The following is a 21999-nucleotide window of genomic DNA, read 5'->3' as shown; positions in this document are numbered from 1 at the left end:
TTCTACTTCTACTCCTATTTTCCTAAACAAAATTGACTGAATAATTCGTTAACCAGCTCATCCGGACTACTTTCACCTGTAATCTCACCTAAAGTATCCCAGGCACCGTTAAAATCAATCTGGGCAATGTCTACTGGCACTTCATCGTTAACTGCTTGAATAACGTCTTGCAGCTGTTTTTTGGCCTTTTCTAAAAGTCCCACTTGGCGCTGATTAGTAACCATTACCTGATCATTAGAATTTTCAATCCCGCTAAAGAACAATTTTCTGATTGCTTCCTCTAATTCTGTAAGGTTCTTTTCTTGTAAAATCGACGTGGCAATTACTTCACTGCCAGTTAATTTTTTAATTTCCGCAACCGTTAGTTTTTGACCCAGGTCGGTCTTATTTAAAATCACAATCCGCTTCTTAGCATCAGTTGCGGTAATTAGTTCCCTATCCTCTGAAGACAAATCTTGACTTGAATCGAGCAAGAGTAAAACTAAATCTGCTTGCGCCAAGGCTTTTTTCGACCGTTCAACACCGATTTTTTCAACCTTATTATCAGTATCCCGAATCCCAGCTGTATCAATTAACTTTAACGGCACGCCTTTAATTGAAACGTATTCCTCCAGCGTATCGCGAGTTGTTCCCGCAATATCAGTAACAATTGCTTTATCGCTTTTAGTTAAATAATTAAGCAGCGATGACTTACCAACATTAGGCTGACCAATAATCGCTGTCGCTAACCCATTACGCAAAGCCGTTCCTTCAGCGGCAGTATCGAGCAGCTGCGTGATTTGCTCACTAACTGAGCGAGAAACGGTTGCCATCTGGTTAGCAGTAATGGTATCGGCATCATATTCGGGATAATCAATGTTAACTTCAACATTTGCCAAAGTATCTAAGATTTCCTGGCGCATTGCCCGAATTTTTTCAAGTAAGCCACCCTCAAGCTGTTTTTCGGCAACTTGACGCGCCTTATCAGTCTTGGCACGCACGATATCCATGACGCTTTCGGCTTGAGTTAAGTCAATTCGACCGTTAACAAAGGCTCTTTTAGTAAATTCACCAGCCTCTGCCATCCGTGCGCCCTCTTTTAAGAGTAATTGCAAAATTCGGTTAGTGACGACAATCCCGCCATGACAGTTGATTTCAACAATATCCTCGCGGGTAAACGTCTTCGGTGCCAGCATGACAGAAACCATCGCTTCATCAATTACCTGCTTAGTTTCCGGCTCAATTACGTGACCATAATGAATTGTATGACTAGGTACCTTAGCTAAATTAGCACCTCTAAAAACCCGATTAGCAATCTTGACGGCATCTTCGCCTGACATGCGGACAATCGAAATTCCACCTTCACCAATTGGCGTTGAAATAGCTGCAATTGTATCAAATTCAGTTAACGTTTGTGCCATAATTTCTCCTTTTCAAATAAATTTCAATAAAAAAAGCGCATTATAGCACCACGAAAAATTCGTGATGTATAAAGCACTTTGACTACTTTATCTAAAAATCACTTTAGACTAAATATTTACTTTTTACGCTTTAAACGTTTGTAGGTTCTTCTAAGTTGACGTTTACGTTCACGCTCAGCTTCAGCCTTAGCTTCTTGCTCCTTGCGATATTTGATCGGATTTTGCAAAATGAAGGTTTGACCAACCTGGAAGAGGTTAGAAACTACCCAGTACAAAACAATCGCAGACTGGAAATAGATTCCCATTACGCCGACCATAATTGCCATTCCATAAGACATTAACTTAGTTGATCCTGTCTGTGATTCCTTTGGTGTTGATAACTGACTAATGTAAGTTGACAAGAACGTCAAAATCATCGACAAAATCGGCATAATGAAGTAAGGATCTGGTTTACCTAAATCCATCCATAAAAAATGACCTGTCTGAAGTTGTGGTGTCTGCCAGATCGCACCATATAAGGCATACATTACCGGCAACTGAATAATCAGCGGTAAACAGCCTGCATACGGGTTAATCCCAGCTTCTTTATAAAGCTTATTAGTTTCTTGAGACAATAATGTCCGCGATTCCGTATCATTACCCGGATATTTCTTGCGTAACTCATTTAATTCCGGTTGAATCGCCTGCATCTTTGTCGTACTTTTAATAGAAATCGCACTAAGTGGATACAAAATTAAACGCACAATGACAGTAAAGACAATGATTGCCCAACCATAACTATTGCTCATAATTTTAGCCAACCATAAAATAAAGGCTGACATATAATAAATGATCCAGCGATTCCACCAACTACCACTAGTATGCGAAACTGGTGCCACTTTAGCATTAGTTTGCGCGGCACACCCCGTTAAAACAACGGCGAGTGCAACAACTGCCAGCAGTGCAAGTAGACGTTTGACATTTCTCTTAGTTAAAATGTCTTTCACTCTAATCTTCCTCAACTTCATCAGGTATTTCTTCAATAATATTGGCCAAAAAGAGTGCATGCAGCAAGTTCTTCTTGACTTCAGCCATATCAAAATTGCGCGTATACGGTCTAGCAATCACTAAAAAATCAATTTGCGCTTCAATTGCAGGCTTGTATTCAGTTAGAACTGCACGAATGTAACGTTTGAGCCGATTGCGAACAACCGCGGTATGCCCCACCTTTTTGCCAACAGAAATTCCCACCCGGAAGTGTCTATTTTCTGTTTTTTCTATTTTATAGATGACAAAAGCACGGTTTGCCACTGAATTACCAGATTTAAAAACTCGCTGAAAATCACTTTCAGTTTTAACTCGATAAGACTTTCTCAAAACGTTTCATTCCACTCTTGTATACTAAAAAAACCACTGGGATTCAGTGGTTTAAGCAGATAAGACTTTTCTACCCTTTGCACGGCGTCTAGCTAAAACCTTGCGGCCATTAGATGTACTCATCCGTTTCATAAAGCCATGAACTCGTGAACGGTGACGCTTTTTAGGTTGGTAAGTTCTCTTAGTTGTCATTAAACTACACCTCCATTTTTATATGCTAACTGCACAATTTAATATCTAGAATAGCATGATTAAAGTAAAAAACCAAGTAAAAATGCTAATTAATTTTGGATTAGTCAGATAAATTTTTTAGCCGCTACTCTTCTATCTGTGTAATTTTTACTAAATTATTTTTCCACAATTTAATAATGCACAACTAATTTTCAAAGTTTATCCACAATCTACATCCTGTTGATAAATATATCCACATCATGTAGATATATTTCCACAAGTGCCAAAATTTATTGATCAGCCAGCAAATTTTATCCACAAGTAAGATACAATTTAGTTTCTCCACAGTTAAATTATCGACAAACCTGTCATTTATCTAAGTAATTTTTTCCACATCTTGTTAATTCTTAATTTCTTTTATTCGCTTGTGGAAAACATTTAGCTTAGATGGTAAAATAACTTGGGTTAAAAATTATTGGAGGAGATACTTTGTTTGATATTAATAAATTTTGGCAACATTTTAATAATGAAATGCGTGAGCATTTTAATGAAGTTGCCTATAACGCTTGGTTCAAAAATACTAAACCACTTTCCTACAATAAGGAGACACATGAATTAAAAATTGCCGTGCAAAATCCGGTAACCAAAGGATATTGGGAAAAAAATTTAGCGGCGCAATTAATTCAATCGGCATATGGTTATGCCAATATTGAAATTACGCCGGTTTTTCAAATTGAAGGTGACCGCAGTACTGAACGAATTGTAACGCCCAAACCGCAAACACAAATTTCACAGCAGCAGCAAGTCAAGCACACACACAATGCCTTTGTCCGCAATCTCAAGTTAAATGAAAAATACACCTTTGATAACTTTGTTCAGGGTGAAGGCAATAAATTAGCTGCTGGTGCTGCTCTTGCCGTTGCTGACAGTCCCGGGAGTTTTTACAATCCGCTATTTATTTTTGGTGGTGTTGGTCTTGGTAAAACGCACTTAATGCAGGCTATCGGTCACCAAATGCTGGCTGAACGTCCAAATGCGAAAGTCGTTTACATTCAAAGTGAAACATTCGTTAATGACTTTATTAATTCAATTAAAAATAAGACTCAGGATCAATTCCGCGAAAAATACCGCACCTGTGACTTATTATTAGTTGATGATATCCAGTTTTTTGCGAAAAAAGAGGGCATTCAAGAAGAGTTCTTCCATACTTTTGAAACTCTCTATAATGACCAAAAACAAATCGTAATGACCAGTGATCGGTTGCCAACCGAAATTCCGGATTTATCTGAACGCTTAGTTTCGCGATTCACTTGGGGTCTGCAAGTTGAAATTACCCCACCAGATCTTGAAACCCGAATTGCTATTTTACGTAAAAAAGCTGAAGCAGAAGACCTAACAATTGATGATGACACTTTGGACTATATTGCTTCACAAGTTGATACCAACATCAGAGAACTGGAAGGTGCGCTAGTCAAGGTTCAGGCACACGCAACAATTGAGCGCGAAGATATTAACGTCAATCTTGCCCGTGAGGCTCTTGCTGACCTAAAATTAGTACAGAAAAATCGCGGCTTGCAAATTTCTAAAATTCAGGAAGTTGTCGCAAACTACTTTCAGACTTCAACCTATGAGTTAAAGGGTAAAAAGCGGGTCCGCCAGATTGTTGTACCTCGGCAAATTGCCATGTATCTTTCACGTGAACTAACCGATTCAAGCCTACCTAAAATTGGTCAGGAGTTTGGTGGCAAAGACCACACAACCGTCATGCACGCTTACGAAAAAATTAGTAAGGCAATTAAAACAGACTCAGATATTAAAACTGCTGTCTTTGATCTCAAACAAATGCTTGACCGCTAAAAGTTTACAAATTGTGGACAACTTTTAATAATATCCACAATTTGTAAACCGAACTAATTACGTTATTTTAGGCCTGGTTATACTTCTTAACAGAAATCACAAGACCTACTAATACTACTAACTAAATTATATAATTAACTAAATAACTAAACCTTATATAGGAGACACTTATGAAATTTACAATTAACAGAAATCTTTTTGTCGATAATTTAAATAACGTGATGCATGCCATTTCCTCAAGAGCAACCATTCCCATCTTAAGTGGTATCAAGCTTAACTTAACGGACAACGAATTAATCTTAACAGGAAGCGATACGGATATCTCCATTGAATTAAAAATTCCGGTTAGTGAAGATTTAACTGTGGCATCAACTGGAGCAATTGTTTTACCAGCTCGTTTCTTTAGTGAAATTATCCGTCGTTTACCAGGAAAAGAATTTTCTTTAGAAGTAAAAGAAAGTTTTCAAACACAAATTATTTCAGAGAACAGTGAATTTACCATTAACGGCTTGGATGCCAATAACTATCCAAGATTACCGGAAATTTCTGACGAGTCCGCTTTTGTTATTTCGGGGAAAACTTTTAGAGAAATTATTACGGAAACACAATTTGCTGTTGCGACCCAAGAAAGTCGACTTGTTTTGACAGGAGTACATTTCACCTTTAGTCCTGATCAAATTCACGCTGTTGCTACTGATTCACATCGTTTGTCCAGTCGGGCATTAACTTTAGAAAATGGTCCCCAAACTGAAACTGATTTAATCATTCCTGGGAAAAGTTTACTTGAACTTGCACGTATTATTGGTGAAACCAATCCAAAAGTGCGGGTTTGTCCTGGAGATAGTCAAGTCTTGTTCGAAATTGGCGATATTTTATTTTATTCACGGCTGCTTGAGGGTAGTTATCCCGACACTGAACGCTTGATTCCAACTGAAAGTACAACCAGTGTTGAATTTGATCTAACAGAATTATCAAGTGCACTCGATCGGGCCAGTCTTTTGACCCATGCTGGCAGAAATAATGTCGTTGACTTAACACTTGATGTTGAAAATCAAACAGCCAAATTATCTGGTGAGTCCGCTGAAATTGGTAACGTTGAAGAAGATGTCAGTTTTAAAAATTTAACTGGCAAAAATTTAAAAATTTCGTTTAATCCAGACTACTTACGTGATGCTTTAAAAGCTTCCGTAACCGACTCAGTTGTCATGGAATTCACCCAGCCACTACGACCATTTACAGTTAATCCTGAGCAAACCGATATTGACTTTGTTCAATTGATAACGCCAGTTAGAACTTTTTAAGGCAAAATTAAATTATGAGTTAAAGGTCCATCAATCCGATGGGCTTTTTTGTTTCCGCTTTTTGTTAATAGACAAAATAAGCACGTTATTTAGTTTAAAGACCCATTTGCTATAAAATGTTTATTTTATAAAAAACCGTTTATATGGCGTTATATTAGCTTTTTAAGTTGTCTTTTAGCCTCAAAACGAATATACTTAAACATAGGAAACTAGCGCGATGAAGGTGAGTATTATCAAAGAATTTACAGTAAAAGGTGAGTACATTACCTTAAGTCAATTTTTAAAAGAAGAAAGTATCATTTCTTCTGGCGGTCAAGCAAAATGGTATTTGCAGGATAATCCTGTTTTATTAAATGGGAGTAAGGAAGATCGGCGCGGTAAAAAGTTGCGTTCAGGTGATCGAGTTGAAATTGGTCATGAAGTATATCTTTTTCGGTAATCTTTAATGTATTTGAAGCATTTTGTGGCACAAAATTACCGTAATCTGCAGCAATTAGACGTTGAGTTTGATCCTAACGTCAACATTTTTATTGGGCAAAATGCGCAGGGGAAAACCAATCTGCTGGAAGCAATCTATTTTTTGGCATTGACACGTTCACATCGAACTAGTAGTGACAAGGAATTGATTGCTTTTAACCAAGAATATGCCAATATATCTGGTCATATTTACAAAAGTCAGCTTGATTTATCTTTGCGTGTTTTAATCACCAAAAAGGGCAAAAAGGTTTGGGTTAATCGTGTTGAGCAGGCAAAATTGTCTAAATATGTCGGTCAATTAAATGCAATTTTGTTTTCACCTGAGGATTTAGACTTGATCAAGGGTGCGCCAGCTTTAAGACGGCGGTTTATGGATCAAGAATTTGGTCAAATTAATCCGGAATACTTGTATTTTGCCAGCAAGTATCGGCAGGTCTTACAGCAGAAGAATAATTACTTGAAGCAACTATCTAAGGGTCAAGCACATGACCAACTGTTTCTTGATGTATTAGCCGATCAACTGGCTGGAATTGCGGCTGAAGTAATTGTGCGGCGGTTTAAGTTTCTCAATTATTTGCGGACGTATGCGCGCGATGCGTATGCCCATATCAGTACTGGTGGCGAGGAATTGACGCTAACTTATAGGCCGTCAGTTCCTGAAATTATGGCTAAGGACAGTGCAGAGGTAATCTATCAAAAGCTGCTGGCAAACTTTAATAAAAATAAGGCTGCAGAAATGCGCAAAGGGACAACCTTAGCTGGTCCGCATCGTGATGATATTGAGTTTGCTCTGGATGGTAAGGATGCTCATCTTTATGGCTCACAGGGTCAGCAACGCACTATTGCACTAAGCGTTAAATTAGCAGAGATTCAGTTGGTGCACCAGTTGACTAATGAGTATCCCTTATTATTACTTGATGATGTAATGAGTGAACTTGACCATAGTCGCCAGAGCGCCCTGCTTAATTATATTCATGGCAAAACACAAACGTTTATTACAACAACAGATCTAACTGGTATTTCCTGGGAAATAATTAAAAGGCCTCAGATTTATCGGATTAAATCTGGAAAAATTTATTTGGAAAAAGGAGAATTGAATGGCTGATCATAATGAAGAAGAGCTTGATCAAATCAAGCAATACGAAAAAGAAGCTGATAAGTATAATGCCAGTCAAATTCAGGTTCTGGGTGGACTTGAAGCTGTCCGTAAACGACCGGGAATGTATATTGGTTCGACTAGCTCTCAAGGTTTACACCATCTAGTTTGGGAAGTAATTGATAACAGTATCGATGAAAGCCTAGCTGGGTTTGCGACCAAAATTGAAATTACGGTTAATGCCGATGGCAGTGTAACTATTCAAGATGATGGTCGGGGCATTCCTGTTGATATTCAAAAGAAGACTGGGCGTCCAGCTTTAGAAACTGTATTTACTGTTTTACACGCCGGTGGTAAATTTGGCGGTGGCGGCTATAAAGTTTCTGGTGGACTTCATGGTGTTGGGGCATCAGTAGTTAACGCTTTATCAACTGAACTTGATGTTACTACGATGCGTGACGGCAAGAAGTACTACATTGACTTCAATCGTGGCCGGGTTAAGACAGAAATGAAAATGACCGGTACGGTGCCATTGACTGAACACGGAACGATTGTTCACTTTTATCCCGATCCAGATATTTTTACTGAAACTACTACCTTTGATGATAAGGTTTTGAAAAACCGAATTCGAGAATTAGCTTTCTTAAATAAGGGCTTGAAGTTAACCTTTACCGATAAGCGAAAAGAAACAGCCGAGACTGATGTTTATCATTATGAAGGTGGAATTAAGGAATACGTTGCCTTTTTAAATCATGGTACGGAAGTTTTGTTTGATGAACCGATTTATGTTGAAGGGGACTACAACGAAATTAATGTTGAAGTATCTTTGCAATATACAAATGGTTATAAGACAACGTTAATGACCTTCGCTAATAACATTCACACTTATGAAGGTGGGATGCATGAAGCTGGCTTTAAGACTGCTTTAACGCGGGTTGTCAATGACTATGCCCACAAGGCTAAGATCTTAAAGGATAAGGATGATAACCTTTCTGGTGAAGATATCCGTGAAGGTATGACGGCCGTTGTTTCAGTTAAGCACCCGAATCCGCAATTTGAAGGTCAGACGAAGACCAAGTTGGGTAATTCCGATGCCAGAACAGCAGTAGATAGGGCATTTTCGGAAACTTTTACCAATTTTTTGATGGAAAATCCGCAAGTTGGACGTAAAATCGTTGAAAAAGCACAGTTAGCTGAACGGGCGCGGACTGCTGCCAAACGCGCGCGTGAAGTAACGCGGAAAAAGTCGGGACTTGAGATTGCTAATTTGCCAGGTAAATTAGCTGATAATACTAGTAATGATCCAAGTATTTCAGAGCTATTTATCGTTGAAGGTAACTCAGCTGGTGGTTCAGCTAAGCAAGGGCGATCACGTTTAACGCAGGCAATTTTGCCGATTCGTGGGAAAATTTTGAACGTTGAAAAAGCTTCGATGGACAGAATATTGGCTAATCAAGAAATCAGATCACTATTTACGGCTCTAGGAACAGGTTTTGGTGCTGACTTTGATGTTTCTAAAGCGCGTTATCATAAATTAATTATTATGACGGATGCCGATGTCGATGGTGCTCATATTCGAACACTACTGCTTACCCTCTTTTACAACTACATGCGACCAATGATTGAAAAAGGATATGTGTATATCGCACGTCCGCCTCTATATCAGGTTCGTCAAGGTAAAGTTGTTAAGTACCTTGATACCGATGAGGAATTACATGATTATTTGGGTGCGCTGCAGCCTAGCCCTAAGCCGCTTGTTCAGCGCTATAAGGGACTAGGTGAGATGGATCCAGAGCAATTGTGGGAAACAACAATGAATCCAGAAAACCGCCGACTTGATCGCGTTAGTCCGGAATATGCCAAGGATGCCGATGAGGTCTTTGAGTTATTAATGGGTAATGAAGTTGCGCCGCGGCGAAAATTCATTGAGACTAATGCTAAATACGTTGAAAATTTGGATGCTTAGGAGGTTTTAAATGGATAACGACAATCAAGGTCAAGATCACAGAATTAGAAATGTCGATCTAACTAGCGTAATGAATAGTTCATTTTTGGACTATGCAATGTCAGTTATTGTTGCGCGGGCTTTACCTGATGTGCGTGATGGTTTAAAGCCGGTCCAAAGACGAATTCTTTACGGAATGAGTGAATTAGGGGTTACTCCTGATAAGCCATATAAAAAGTCTGCCAGAATTGTTGGGGAAGTTATGGGTAAATTCCACCCCCACGGTGATTCGTCAATTTATTTGGCAATGGCACACATGGCGCAGGACTTTAGCTATCGTTATATGCTCGTTGACGGCCATGGTAACTTTGGGTCTGTTGATGGTGATGAGCCAGCCGCAATGCGGTATACCGAGGCGCGGATGAGTAAAATCGCCGTTGAAATGTTGCGGGATATTAATAAAAATACGGTTGACTGGCAGCGTAACTACGATGATTCTGAAAATGAACCAGTAGTGTTACCAGCACGGATTCCTAACCTGCTTGTTAACGGAACCAGTGGGATTGCAGTCGGGATGACGACTAATATTCCGCCGCATAATTTGTCTGAAGTTATCAGTGGTTTGCATATGCTGATGAGTAATCCAGACGTTACGACTAAAGACTTGATGAAGGCAATTCCTGGTCCGGACTTCCCGACTGGTGGAATTATTATGGGCCGCGGCGGTATTTATCGGGCATACGAAAGTGGCCGCGGCAATATCGTTGTGCGGGCTAAGACAAATATTGAAACTGAGAAAAATGGTCGTGAGCGAATTGTTGTCACGGAATTACCATACCTGGTTAACAAGGCTGAATTAGTTAAAAAAATCGCGGATTTAGCACGGTCCAAAACAATTGACGGCATTACCGGTGTTCGTGACGAATCCGACCAGACTGGGATGCGGATGACGATTGATATTCGCCGTGATTCAAGTGCCAGCGTGGTTTTGAATAATTTATTCAAATTAACGCAAATGCAGGCTAACTTTGGGATGAACATGGTGGCCATTGTTGACGGTGCACCGCATTTTTTAAGCATTAAGCAGATGCTGTCGTACTACTTGGAGCATCAAGAAGACGTTGTTACACGTAGAACAAAATTTGAGTTAGCCAAGGCTGAAGCGAGAGCTCATATTCTTGAAGGTTTGAAGATTGCTTTGGATCATATTGACGAAATTGTTAAAATTATTCGTCAAAGTAATTCTAGTGATATTGCCAAAGCTGCCTTAATTAGTCGCTTTGGGCTAGATGATAAGCAATCACAGGCCATTTTGGACATGCGCCTTGTTCGGCTGACAGGTTTGGAACGTGATAAGGTCGAAGCTGAATATAAGGATTTGCAAGAAAAAATTGCCGATTATAAAGATATTTTGGCAAAACCTGAACGAATCAACGAAATTATTTATAACGAGTTGCTTGATATTCAAAAGCGGTTTGGTGATAAGCGCCGGACTGAAATTGGCGCCAGTGAAGTTGTTTCAATTGAAGACGAAGATTTAATTGAAAAGCAGGATACTTTATTGACTTTAACTCACAGTGGCTATATTAAACGGATGCTGATTAGTGAATTTAAGACGCAAAACCGTGGTGGTAAAGGAATTAAAGGCATGGGTGTGAAGTCAGGCGATTTCATTGAGAAGTTGATCTACTCAAGTACGCATGACTTGTTATTATTCTTTACCAATAAGGGCAAAATCTATTCTAAGAAGGCTTATGAGATTCCTGAATTTAGCCGGACTGCTCGCGGGTTACCAATTGTTAACCTCTTGCAGCTGGAAAAAGGTGAGAAGATTCAGACAATTATCAATATCCCTGAAAATGCTGATGATCAGTACCTGTTCTTTATCACGAAGATGGGAACTGTTAAGAGAACGCTCGTTAGTGAATTTGCCAATATTAGAAACAGTGGCTTGATTGCATTAACTTTGCGCGATGGCGATGAGTTAATCAACGTCTTAACTACTGACGGCAGTAAAGATATTCTGATTGGCACCCATCTCGGCTATGCTGTTCGCTTCAATGAGCAGACCGTTCGGGCAATGGGTCGAACAGCTGCTGGTGTTCGCGGGATTAACTTGCGCGATGGCGATTATGTTGTTGGTTCAGGCGTGATTAGTGATCATGATGAAGTTCTAGTAATTTCTGAAAAAGGTTACGGCAAGCGGACTTCAGCTACTGAGTATCCAGTTAAGGGTCGTGGCGGTAAAGGAATTAAGACCGCTAATATCACGCAGAAGAATGGACCGCTATCTGGTGTGACGGTAGTTGACGGCACCCAAGATATTATGGTCATTACCAATGACGGGATCATGATTCGCTTCAAGATTACAGATGTTTCCCAGACCAGCCGAAGCACAATGGGTGTTCGCTTGATTAAAGTGGGCGAGCACAATAAGGTTGCCAGTTTAACAGTTGTTCCTGCTGAGGAAGATCAGGAAGTAGCTGTTGAATCTGAGACTGAGGGAGAACAAAATTAATTTAAGTTAAAAAATTATCAGACTTTTAGGCGTATCTATTAGTTAGAGAAATAAAATTCTCTTTAGATCACGTGAATATAGTTTGGTAATTTTTTTGTTTGTGTGCTAGAATTAGAGATTGCGAGTAATAAAATTGATTACTCCTTGTTCTTGATTTTAGCAAGAACCATTTAGACCAAAAGGAGGTGCACTAGAATGACAACTACTAAGTACGAAATAACTTACATTATTAAACCTGATATTGATGAAGAATCAAAGAAGGCACTCGTTGAAAACTACGATAAGGTTATCGCAGACAACGGTGGTACAATGGTTGAATCTAAAGACTGGGAAAAGCGTCATTTTGCATATGAAATCGAGAAGTATCGTGAAGGTACTTACCACATCATGACTTTCACTGCTGATAACGCAGATGCAGTTAACGAATTTGACCGTTTGTCAAAGATTGACAACGCAGTTTTACGTTCAATGACTGTTAAGTTAGACAAATAATTTTACGTTATCGTTTATCGTGATTTAGGAAAGGAAGGACCTTGGAGTATGATTAATCGAGTTGTACTTGTTGGCCGTTTAACACGTGATCCTGAATTACGTACTACTGGGAGTGGAATCTCGGTTGCTACGTTTACTCTTGCTGTTGACCGTCAGTATACTAACGCTCAAGGCGAGAGAGGTGCGGATTTTATTAGCTGTGTCATTTGGCGCAAATCAGCAGAAAACTTCTGTAATTTTACGTCTAAAGGATCATTGGTTGGTATTGACGGCCGGATTCAAACCAGAACTTACGATAATAAAGACGGGCAAAGAGTATATGTAACAGAAGTTGTTGTTGACAACTTTGCATTACTTGAATCACGCAAAGACCGTGAATCCCGTAGTCAAAATGGTGGTTACACACCAAACAATAATGGGAATTTTAATGGCAACTTCGGTAATCCGAATGTCAATAATTCTCAAAATATGGGACCTTCTAATCAGAATAACCAAAATAATAATCAATCAAGTATGCCGACAGATCCATTTGCTGGATCAGGCGATACCATTGATATTTCTGATGATGATCTTCCATTCTAAACTTATAGAAAGGACCTAGGATATGGCTCAACAAAGAAGAGGCGGCCATCGTCGTCGTAAGGTTGACTTTATCGCAGCCAACCATATTGATTACGTTGACTACAAGGACGTTGATCTGTTGAAACGTTTTATCTCAGAAAGAGGTAAAATCTTACCACGTCGTGTCACTGGCACCAGCGCTAAGAATCAACGTAAGGTAGCTAAGGCAATCGAAAGAGCTCGCATTATGGGCTTGTTGCCATTCGTTACTGAAGACTAATCAGTTGAATAAAAATAAAAATGCGGAAAGTTATTTCCGCATTTTTTGTACGCTATTTTAAGCTGGATATTAGGGAGTTTCTTATCAGTTGAATCCAAGGTATAATAACAGTAATGTATTTTACATTAATTTAGGAAGGATCTTGCATGAAAGATTTTTTGCGTAATGGATTTCCTGCTTTTATTAAGGATTCACGATTGACAGCTTCGGTAATTATTATTTTGGCGTTGTCACTTTTAGGCAGTATCGTTGCCATGATTATGAATCCGTTATTTGGTTTGGCAATGGTTTTGATTTTTATTTTAACTGTTGCCTTTACCGTTTATGGTATCTACGTGTTAGCTGGTAATGCTAATAGCTTTGTGGTGAGCTTGTCGTATCGCATTAAGCGCAGCGAACAAGAAGCAATGATTAAGATGCCGCTGGGAATTTTGCTCTATGACGAAGACAGGCAAATTCAGTGGGTTAATCCGTACTTGCAGCTTTATCTAAAAGACGATGACTTAATTGGGCGGACCATTAAGGCAGTTGATCCAGATTTAAATAAGTTAATTGATGAGTCACTGGCGGCCAAAACTGCCGAGAATCAAACGGTAAATTGGGATAACCATCAGTTTGAGATGGTTGTTCAAGATAATTTAGGCGTAATCTATTTGCTTGATATTACGCGTTATGCGCAGATTGAAGACAAGTACAATAATGAATTATTAGCAATTGGACAAATTTTTATTGATAATTACGATGAGCTCAGCGAAGCAATGCATGATCAAGAATTGACCAGCATGAGTTCATATGTGCAGAATACCTTGAGTGATTATGCTAAGAACTTTAATGCCTATCTTAAGCGAATTGATGAGGATCATTTTTTACTATTAGTGCACATGCAGGACTTAGCTAAAATGGAAGAAGATAAGTTTTCCGTCTTGGATAAGATCCGGCAGGAGACTAGCCGAAATAATACACCGTTAACACTGTCGATTGGGATTTCCTTTGGCAGTAGTTCAATTACGGAATTAGCCGACCAAGCGCAGTCCAATCTTGACCTGGCTTTAGGGCGCGGCGGCGATCAAGTCGTCTTGTGTCAGCCGGGCAAGGATGTTCGCTTCTATGGCGGCAAGTCCAATCCTATGGAAAAGCGGACCCGAGTTCGAGCACGGATGGTTTCACAGGCAATTAGTGAATTGTTTAAGGAGGCTGACCGGGTGTTTGTTGTTGGCCATGCCAATCCTGATATGGACTCAGTTGGTAGCGGAATTGGTGTTGTTAAGATTGCCCAATTGCATAACGTCAAGGCTAATTTTGTTCTGGATGTTAACAAGACCAATTATGATGTTGGCCGGTTAGTTGTCAACATGCAGCAGGCAAATGAAGATGCGGACCTGTTTATTGCGCCTAAGGATGCTTTGGAAAAAGTAACGGATAAGTCAATGCTGGTCATGGTGGATCATTCTAAGTATTCGATTACTTATTCTAAGGAATTGTATGACCGGTTGAAGAACCGCATTATTGTAATTGACCACCACCGGCGTGGTGAAGAATTCCCTGAGAATCCAATGTTAACGTACGTTGAACCGTATGCTTCGTCTGCTTGTGAATTGGTAACAGAAATGATTGAGTACCAACAGCCAAGTTCTGGTAAGCGGGTTTTGACTGACCTTGAAGCAACAGCAATGCTTGCGGGGATTACAGTTGATTCTAAGGAATTTTCACTTAGAACGGGGACCAGAACTTTTGATGCGGCAAGTTATTTGCGCTCGATTGGCGCAAGTTCAACTGGAGTTAGCGAACTACTTAAAGAAGATATTGGCAGCTTTTTGGAGCGGACAAGTTTAGTTGCCAGCTTAAAGATTATTAATTCTAATATGGCCGTTATGTGCGGTCCAGATAAAAAAATTATTGACCCAATTGTAACGGCACAGGCAGCTGATACTGCACTTGATCTGGAAAATATTGAAGCTAGTTTTGCGATTACAAGACGTGCTAAGGATATCGTTGGGATTTCCGCACGCTCAATGGGCAGTATTAACGTTCAAGTAATTATGGAAAAGCTGGGCGGCGGCGGTCATTTGTCCAATGCAGCAACACAAATTAAGGGTGTGACCGTTGAAGAAGCTCTTGCAAAATTGACGGATGCGGTTGATACTTATGAGAAAGAAAACGAATAAAGGAGATTTCAAATGAAGGTTATTTTTACTCAAGATGTAAGAGGCCGCGGTAAACGTGGCGAAGTTAAGAATGTTCCTGATGGCTACGCACAAAACTTTTTAATTAAGCGTGGTTTGGCTAAGGCTGCTACTAAGGCTAACATGCACACGCTAGAACGGGTTGAAGCCAATGAACAAGCTGCTTATGAAGCTGACAAAGCCGAAGCAGAAAAAGTCAAGGCAGAGCTAGAAAAAGATGAAACAGTTGTTAATTTTAAGTCAAAAGCTGGAACTGATGCTCGTTTATTTGGCTCCATTTCGGGTAAGAAAATTGTTGAAGGCTTGGAAAAGCAATTTGGCATTAAAATCGACAAGCGCAAATTAAACCTGCCTGAACCGATTAAATCTTTAGGCTACACAAATGTACCTGTTAAGTTATTTAAGGGCGTAGAAGCGAAAATTCGCGTCCACATCACCGAGCAAGATTAGTGTCCGGTTTAGATTTTAATAAAAAAGTGGTCATAATTAATGGATAATATTGTTTCGCAACAAATACCGCATGATGATGAGGCGGAACAAGCAGTTTTAGGAGCAATCTTTATTGATCCAGAGGCAATTGCGGATGCGAGTGCTGTATTGCAGCCTGATGATTTTTATAAGCGGGCTAATCAGCTAGTTTTTCAAGCAATGCTTGACTTGGCGGATCGCGAGGATGCGATTGATCCGTTAACGCTGCAGGATGAACTAACCAAAAAGAAGCAACTGGATGATATTGGCGGCATCGCCTATGTTTCGGAACTGGCTTTGGCAACACCAACAGCAGCCCACGTTACTTATTATGCGAAGATTGTTCACCGTAAGGCGTTATTGCGGCGGCTGATTTCTGCTAGTCAAAAAATCATCACTAATGCAATCCAAGATTCCGATGATGTGACTGATATTCTGGATAATGCCGAGAGCGAGATTATGAATGTCTCCTCGGAAAATAGCGCAAGTGGCTTTCGCGGAATCAAAGAGATTGTTAACTCAACAATTGAGGAGATTAACAATATTCCTGAAGACGGCAACATGGTCACGGGACTGCCGACTGGGTTTGCGGAGCTGGATAAGATGACAACCGGATTTCATGATGATGAATTGATTATTGTCGCAGCCCGTCCCGGTGTCGGAAAAACGTCGTTTGCTCTAAATGTTGCCCAGCATGTCGGCTTGCACACGGATAAATCTGTTGCAATGTTCTCGCTAGAAATGAGCGGCGAGCAGCTGGTTCAAAGAATGTTAGCGTCTGAAGGGCTGATTAATTCCCAGCATTTACGGACAGGGCAGCTGGACGAGGAAGAATGGCGCAAATTAATTGTAGCCTCGGGGTCGCTTGCCACAGCCAATGTCTATATTGATGATACGCCAGGGATTAAGATGAGCGAAATTCGCGCGCAAGCGCGACGTTTAGCCAAGGAAAAGGGCAATTTGGGGTTAATTGTAATTGATTACTTGCAGTTAATCGAAGGTCCCCGCAGTGAATCTCGCCAGCAAGAAGTTTCGGCAATTTCGCGACAGTTGAAGAAACTGGCTAAGGAACTGCATGTGCCGGTAATTGCCCTATCGCAATTATCACGTTCTGTTGAGCAGCGTCAGGATAAACGACCAGTGCTTTCTGATATTCGGGAATCTGGGTCAATTGAGCAGGATGCTGATATTGTTTCGTTTCTATATCGGGATGATTATTATCGAGATGAACAGGATGACGATGATAATCAAGGCGAAGTTGAGGCTGAAGATGATAATGGTGAGGTTGAGGTTATTATTGAAAAGAACCGTTCAGGCAGCCGGGGAACGATTAAGTTAATGTTTTCTAAACCATATAATCGTTTTTCTAATCTCGATTATAGTCACGATCAACCGAATGAATAAGAAATACTATAAGTCATGGAATTTAGATAGTTAATTTCATGACTTTTGTTGATTTATTAACTTTAATTATAAAAATAAGACTTTTTAAATGACATTATTTAGTTATCAATGTACCATGAAGGTATAAAGATACAGGTTAATAATTTTAGAAAGGACTTAAGATTATGGCTAAAAAAGATTTTAAAGACAAGATTGTCGGCAAAGCAAAAGAAGTTGAAGGTAAAGCTCAACAAGCAGCTGGTGATGTTAAGGATAAGGCTGCTAAGGTTGCAGATGATGCCAAAGATAAGTTCGATGACGTCAAGGATAAAATCAAAAAATAATAATTACTAGTAAAATAGCTCAGGAACTTAATTGTTCCTGAGCTATTTTTTTGTTACACATGAAACAGTGAAACTCACCGTAATTTTTGTTCGATATTAGGCGGTAATTTTAAGTCGGGATGCTTCGAATCATAAAATTCGTAAAAGATTGGTCCCTTGTTTGAGTCATTACTTTTTGGGTAAAGCTCGTAATTATTGGCCATTAATGGTAAAGTCATGTTGTTTTTGTAAGAATCCCAAATATTGCTAAAAATCTTGGTAATCAACTTACGCTCCTCGGGTTCAAGTGACATTAAAATTCGTCCTAAACGATAGGTCCCGACCAACTTGTTGTTGGTTAATTGGTGTAATTCATTAATGTCGGCATTTTCAAAAGCTTCAAACAATGCAGAAAACGAATCATCACGCTTGTCTTTAGGGATTGAATGGTTAAAAGTGATTAGAGCATGGCGAATGACACGACTGCCGGGAGTTAACCCATCGGCAAGAGTGAAACTGTCCCGACCAACTGACCAACGCCTCGGATCGTGTTGGTTGCGCATGGCGACCTCGCTTTTAACGACTAATGTATGCTCGGGATGATCCAGCATGGCACCGAAGATTGATGCCTGTGGGAGATAAGTTTTCATCTTCGGCATTGCACGAACAAAGCCGGGACTGGTGTAGACCTCGCGGAAGAATCCCAGCCCGTCGAAACTGATAGCTTTAATAATTCGGTCTTGGATAGCCGGTTCAACCGCACTTAAAGCGTATTGGGCAAAGTTACCGCCTTTAGAATGACCAACAAGATAGATGTGGCGCTCAGGAAATTTTTGAGCAATCTGTTCAAGATATTCCGCTGCCACGTTCTGACCGTAAATTTCTGGCAGATAATTCATCCGCATGTCTTCGTTCCAGCCAATCATTGACCCATCAGTACCGCGATAGGCAATCACCATTGTCTGGTCGTCAATGGCAAAAGTAGCAGCGGTAAACTGTAAGGGGTGGGGTTCTTTTTCCAAACGATTGGTCCAATCAAGGATTTTCATATTGCCAATGCGTGGACTTTCCGGCAATAATAGCACTTCGGCACCAGTTTCAGAGTGCATCTGGTGCTGAAACGATGGTAAGTGATGCAGCTTTTCCGCAACTTCTCCCAAGGTATGTCCCACAGCCGACGCGTCAGCGGGAAGATACACAATTGATGAAAGCAGTGATGCATCAACACTGTTAAATGGTTTTTCTTTGAATAAAAGATCACCACGCCAACGTAAATAATCGAGTGATCCAGCCATAAAATTCTTCCTTTCTAATAAGTAGTAATTACCATTGTAATGAATTTAGACCATTAATAGCAAAATAACGGCATAAAAAAGGCAATAGCTTAACTATTGCTTATAACTTTTATTTACCCATACTCGAGTAACTGATCTGCTTGATATCAGGATATTTGCGCAAGGCCATGATGATATCATTCTCATCAATGTTGTTATTGATAATGCCGTCAACGAAAAAGACAATTCGCTCATCGTTGACAGACAGGATTTTAACAGAAACATTTTCAACGTGGCTGGCCTTTAATTCAGCTTCAATGGTTTTCAAAATGTTGTGTTTGTTGACGGCTTCAATCTGAATATTGAAGCGAATATGCATGATGATTTTGTCAATTAGGCTGTCATCATGGAATAGCATTTGAATGATGAATAGAAATGCCGTCAGGGTGATGCCTAAGAAGTATAACCCTGAACCAATCGCCATTCCGATTGCGGCAGTTGCCCATATTCCAGCAGCGGTTGTCAGACCAGAAACCTGCTGTTTTTTAATTAAAATTGTTCCGGCACCAATAAAGGAAATCCCAGAAACAATTTGCGCTGCGACCCGTGATGGGTCGACTGCCACATCATTAAGTCTTAGTAAATCGTAAAATCCATATTTGGAAATAATCATAAATAATGCCGACGAAAAAGCGACGACAATGTGGGTTCTGACCCCAGCACTCTTTCGTTGAATTGCTCGTTCGTAACCGATTAAAGCTCCGCATAATGATGCCACAATGACCCGCATTAGCCATGGTAATTGCGAATTAATCGGTGTTAGGTTAGCCATCATATCACTCCGTTCTTAAACTATAATTTCTAATTATACTCTTTCCGCTTAATATTGTGAAAATATCGATTAAAGAATAGTTATAATAAAAATCGAAAAAAAGTTGAAAATTACTTGCGTAATTGCTCTAAATATGGTTTAATTAATATCGTTGTCAAGTAAGACAATGCTGACTTAGCTCAGTTGGCAGAGCACGTCATTAGTAATGATGAGGTCGGAGGTTCGAATCCTCTAGTCAGCATTTTTTAATGCAGTTTTTTTAGAATTAACCTTGATTTATCAACGTTTAGCGCAGGTAAGTTGAGGTTATTTTTTATTAATAAAAGTTATTTTGGAACCAAAAATGGAACCAAGTGATTAACTTGGTTCCAAGAATAGTTTTTTGGGTTAGGATATATGTTGATATAGCGGGCTTTAAGCCCGCTTTTTTGGCTCCGATAAAAAAGCGATTTATTGGGATCGCCACCGCGCGTTATAAGCTGCCTTTTTGATTTTGTGTTAGCGCTTTACACGATGAAAATAAAGAGGTAAAATTAGCAAGCTTTAATATTATTTGTGCTTTTGATTGATACTATTAGCATGTTAAGCACATCTTTTTTCAAATTTCTAGACCTTACTAAGGCTGAGGGAACAGGTAGAAATAAGTTGAAGCAATCATTTTCAAGCGAAAAGTTGGTAGATTAATAATATGGTAATCAGCAATTTTTTATTAATTGCATTTGCAATAATCTCGTCCTTATCCAGAGGGATAATCTCAGTAATTGACCGCTATCAGATGGGATACCGCCATCAAAGTTCAATTAACGTGAATTTTTTGAATAATCTTTGCAGTACAGCGTTAGTAACTGTATTTTTAATTGGCTTGTTGAATAAGTTTCCCGCACCCAAAATAACGGGAAGTTACGTTAACAGAATTATTATTTACGGTTTATTAGCGCAGCTAGTTGCGTATGGTTACAGCTATGTTTTTAAAAGAGTAACGATCATGCAATCAATTGTTTTAAGCAAAATGACTGATTTGTTTATTCCCTTAGCTATCTTTTTAACCATGGGCTATTTTAACAAGTCGTCATACTTAATCTCAATTGTATCTACAGTTATTGTAGTTTGTTACATTATTTTTAAGCAGAGACACAGTCAGATGAACGTGGCAACTTTGTTAAGAATATTTATGGTTATTGGTCCGCTGTTGATTATACAAGCAGCCCTGTCACCATTATTAACTAAAGGAGTTATTAGACTAGTTGATCTAGTATACTTCACGATTGCTACAATTTATATTCGTTGTATCATCACAATTATTACTTTTTGGGTTAAGCATCATAGTTTGCGCATTAAGGGCGTAAAAATCAATAAACAAATCTTTTGGATTTATGGTGCCCGTGCGGTTTTGACAATATTGGCACAAGCGACATATACATTAGCAACATCATCACCTAATTCGGGAATTGCCTGGATATTTCTCAATATGACTAATTTGTATAGCGTGATTTTTGGGAGCTTTGCATTAAAAGAAAAAGTCCATATTTCCGATATACTGCTAATTATTTGTATTTTTGGTTTGGCGTTAATATCCAAATAATTAAATTATGATATTAGGCTATGTTAACCATAGAAGTGGTATTTTGGAACCGGTGAAATTTAGAGTAGCGTAAGTATTGTTATCATTTTGTACGACGATCATAGTACAATTTTGACTGAGGTTGCGACTGAGGGCTTGCCAAAACTTTGTTTACTGAGAGTTCTAATCAATTATATCAGATAAATTATTAAATAAAATTACCTGTTCTAGTATTTAAAATATCAAGTATTATCAGTATAAAGCAGCTTGGATTTTCTAAGTTGCTTTTTGGTTAAGAAATATATTTAAGAGTAGAAAATCAAGGCTACCATGCCACCTTTAGCTCAGTACCAAGCATTAACTAGGTTGGTAATTTCAATAATCAGCAAACCTAGAATTAAAGAAATAGCGCCCATGATAATCAATTATTAATAGTTTTTTTATTAATTCACATTCCAAGCCTGATATTTGGGTCATATTGCTCTCTGTGGTAAACTTTAGCAGCTATGTATTAGGAAAAA

At 39.2% G+C, this 21999-nt stretch carries 20 protein-coding genes and 1 tRNA gene; 15 read left to right on the top strand and 6 right to left on the bottom strand.

The window, feature by feature from the left end:
• Nucleotides 1-14 precede the first annotated feature (14 nt).
• The 4 genes from mnmE to rpmH form a co-directional block, all read right to left on the bottom strand.
• Nucleotides 15-1400, bottom strand: a complete 1386-nt coding sequence (mnmE, locus tag PT281_RS00180) for a tRNA uridine-5-carboxymethylaminomethyl(34) synthesis GTPase MnmE (RefSeq protein WP_277151011.1) — start codon at nucleotides 1398-1400, stop codon at nucleotides 15-17.
• Nucleotides 1401-1516: 116 nt separating this feature from the next.
• Nucleotides 1517-2386, bottom strand: coding sequence for a membrane protein insertase YidC (gene yidC / locus PT281_RS00175; RefSeq protein ID WP_277151010.1), 870 nt, complete (start codon nucleotides 2384-2386; stop codon nucleotides 1517-1519).
• A 1-nt stretch (nucleotide 2387) separates the two neighbouring features.
• On the bottom strand, nucleotides 2388-2756 hold the full coding sequence (gene rnpA, locus PT281_RS00170) for a ribonuclease P protein component (RefSeq protein WP_277151009.1): 369 nt from the start codon (nucleotides 2754-2756) through the stop codon (nucleotides 2388-2390).
• A gap of 51 nt (nucleotides 2757-2807) precedes the next feature.
• A complete protein-coding gene (rpmH, locus tag PT281_RS00165) occupies nucleotides 2808-2948 on the bottom strand; it encodes a 50S ribosomal protein L34 (RefSeq protein WP_003549412.1) in 141 nt (46 codons plus the stop codon).
• A 468-nt stretch (nucleotides 2949-3416) separates the two neighbouring features.
• Between rpmH and dnaA the strand changes: the two genes are divergently transcribed.
• The 13 genes from dnaA to PT281_RS00100 all read left to right on the top strand — a co-directional run bounded on the left by dnaA (nucleotide 3417) and on the right by PT281_RS00100 (nucleotide 17832).
• The gene (gene dnaA / locus PT281_RS00160; protein WP_277151008.1) at nucleotides 3417-4784 is read left to right on the top strand and encodes a chromosomal replication initiator protein DnaA; all 1368 of its coding nucleotides are present in this window, start codon (nucleotides 3417-3419) and stop codon (nucleotides 4782-4784) included.
• Nucleotides 4785-4954: 170 nt separating this feature from the next.
• Nucleotides 4955-6085 carry a DNA polymerase III subunit beta gene (gene dnaN, locus PT281_RS00155; RefSeq protein WP_277151007.1) on the top strand — a complete coding sequence of 377 codons (1131 nt, stop codon included), beginning with the start codon at nucleotides 4955-4957 and terminating at the stop codon, nucleotides 6083-6085.
• Nucleotides 6086-6302: 217 nt separating this feature from the next.
• Nucleotides 6303-6524: a S4 domain-containing protein YaaA gene (gene yaaA, locus PT281_RS00150; protein WP_277151006.1), complete on the top strand. Its 222-nt coding sequence runs from the start codon at nucleotides 6303-6305 to the stop codon at nucleotides 6522-6524.
• 6 nt (nucleotides 6525-6530) lie between these two features.
• Entirely contained in the window at nucleotides 6531-7667 is a 1137-nt protein-coding gene (gene recF / locus PT281_RS00145) for a DNA replication/repair protein RecF (protein WP_277151005.1), read from the top strand.
• A complete protein-coding gene (gyrB, locus tag PT281_RS00140) occupies nucleotides 7660-9624 on the top strand; it encodes a DNA topoisomerase (ATP-hydrolyzing) subunit B (RefSeq protein WP_277151004.1) in 1965 nt (654 codons plus the stop codon). Before recF ends, gyrB begins: the two co-directional genes overlap by 8 nt.
• Before the next feature lie 10 nt (nucleotides 9625-9634).
• Nucleotides 9635-12121: a DNA gyrase subunit A gene (gene gyrA, locus PT281_RS00135; protein WP_277151003.1), complete on the top strand. Its 2487-nt coding sequence runs from the start codon at nucleotides 9635-9637 to the stop codon at nucleotides 12119-12121.
• A 195-nt stretch (nucleotides 12122-12316) separates the two neighbouring features.
• Entirely contained in the window at nucleotides 12317-12613 is a 297-nt protein-coding gene (gene rpsF / locus PT281_RS00130; protein ID WP_277151002.1) for a 30S ribosomal protein S6, read from the top strand.
• 48 nt (nucleotides 12614-12661) lie between these two features.
• The gene (ssb, locus tag PT281_RS00125) at nucleotides 12662-13195 is read left to right on the top strand and encodes a single-stranded DNA-binding protein (protein WP_277140980.1); all 534 of its coding nucleotides are present in this window, start codon (nucleotides 12662-12664) and stop codon (nucleotides 13193-13195) included.
• Between the two features lie 22 nt (nucleotides 13196-13217).
• Entirely contained in the window at nucleotides 13218-13454 is a 237-nt protein-coding gene (rpsR, locus tag PT281_RS00120; RefSeq protein ID WP_090093298.1) for a 30S ribosomal protein S18, read from the top strand.
• A 146-nt stretch (nucleotides 13455-13600) separates the two neighbouring features.
• The gene (locus tag PT281_RS00115) at nucleotides 13601-15619 is read left to right on the top strand and encodes a DHH family phosphoesterase (protein ID WP_277151001.1); all 2019 of its coding nucleotides are present in this window, start codon (nucleotides 13601-13603) and stop codon (nucleotides 15617-15619) included.
• Between the two features lie 12 nt (nucleotides 15620-15631).
• Entirely contained in the window at nucleotides 15632-16087 is a 456-nt protein-coding gene (gene rplI / locus PT281_RS00110) for a 50S ribosomal protein L9 (RefSeq protein WP_277151000.1), read from the top strand.
• 39 nt (nucleotides 16088-16126) lie between these two features.
• Nucleotides 16127-17509 carry a replicative DNA helicase gene (dnaB, locus tag PT281_RS00105; RefSeq protein WP_277150999.1) on the top strand — a complete coding sequence of 461 codons (1383 nt, stop codon included), beginning with the start codon at nucleotides 16127-16129 and terminating at the stop codon, nucleotides 17507-17509.
• Between the two features lie 164 nt (nucleotides 17510-17673).
• Nucleotides 17674-17832 (top strand): CsbD family protein, encoded by a 159-nt coding sequence (locus PT281_RS00100; RefSeq protein WP_277130006.1) that lies wholly within the window; start codon nucleotides 17674-17676, stop codon nucleotides 17830-17832.
• 74 nt (nucleotides 17833-17906) lie between these two features.
• On the opposite strand, the gene PT281_RS00095 is transcribed toward PT281_RS00100, so the two are convergent.
• Nucleotides 17907-19106 (bottom strand): DUF2974 domain-containing protein, encoded by a 1200-nt coding sequence (locus tag PT281_RS00095; protein WP_277150998.1) that lies wholly within the window; start codon nucleotides 19104-19106, stop codon nucleotides 17907-17909.
• Nucleotides 19107-19215: 109 nt separating this feature from the next.
• Nucleotides 19216-19917, bottom strand: a complete 702-nt coding sequence (locus PT281_RS00090; RefSeq protein WP_277150997.1) for an MgtC/SapB family protein — start codon at nucleotides 19915-19917, stop codon at nucleotides 19216-19218.
• Between the two features lie 168 nt (nucleotides 19918-20085).
• Between PT281_RS00090 and PT281_RS00085 the strand changes: the two genes are divergently transcribed.
• Both PT281_RS00085 and PT281_RS00080 read left to right on the top strand, forming a co-directional pair.
• A tRNA-Thr gene (locus PT281_RS00085) sits at nucleotides 20086-20158 on the top strand.
• A gap of 534 nt (nucleotides 20159-20692) precedes the next feature.
• Nucleotides 20693-21499 (top strand): hypothetical protein, encoded by an 807-nt coding sequence (locus tag PT281_RS00080; RefSeq protein WP_277150996.1) that lies wholly within the window; start codon nucleotides 20693-20695, stop codon nucleotides 21497-21499.
• Nucleotides 21500-21999: the final 500 nt, after the last annotated feature.

Origin of the sequence: Lactobacillus sp. ESL0701, from assembly GCF_029433445.1 — a bacterium.
Classification (GTDB): Bacteria; Bacillota; Bacilli; order Lactobacillales; family Lactobacillaceae; genus Lactobacillus.
The sequence above is the reverse complement of the archived record's forward strand: the minus strand, read 5'-3'. Positions and strand labels throughout refer to the sequence as shown.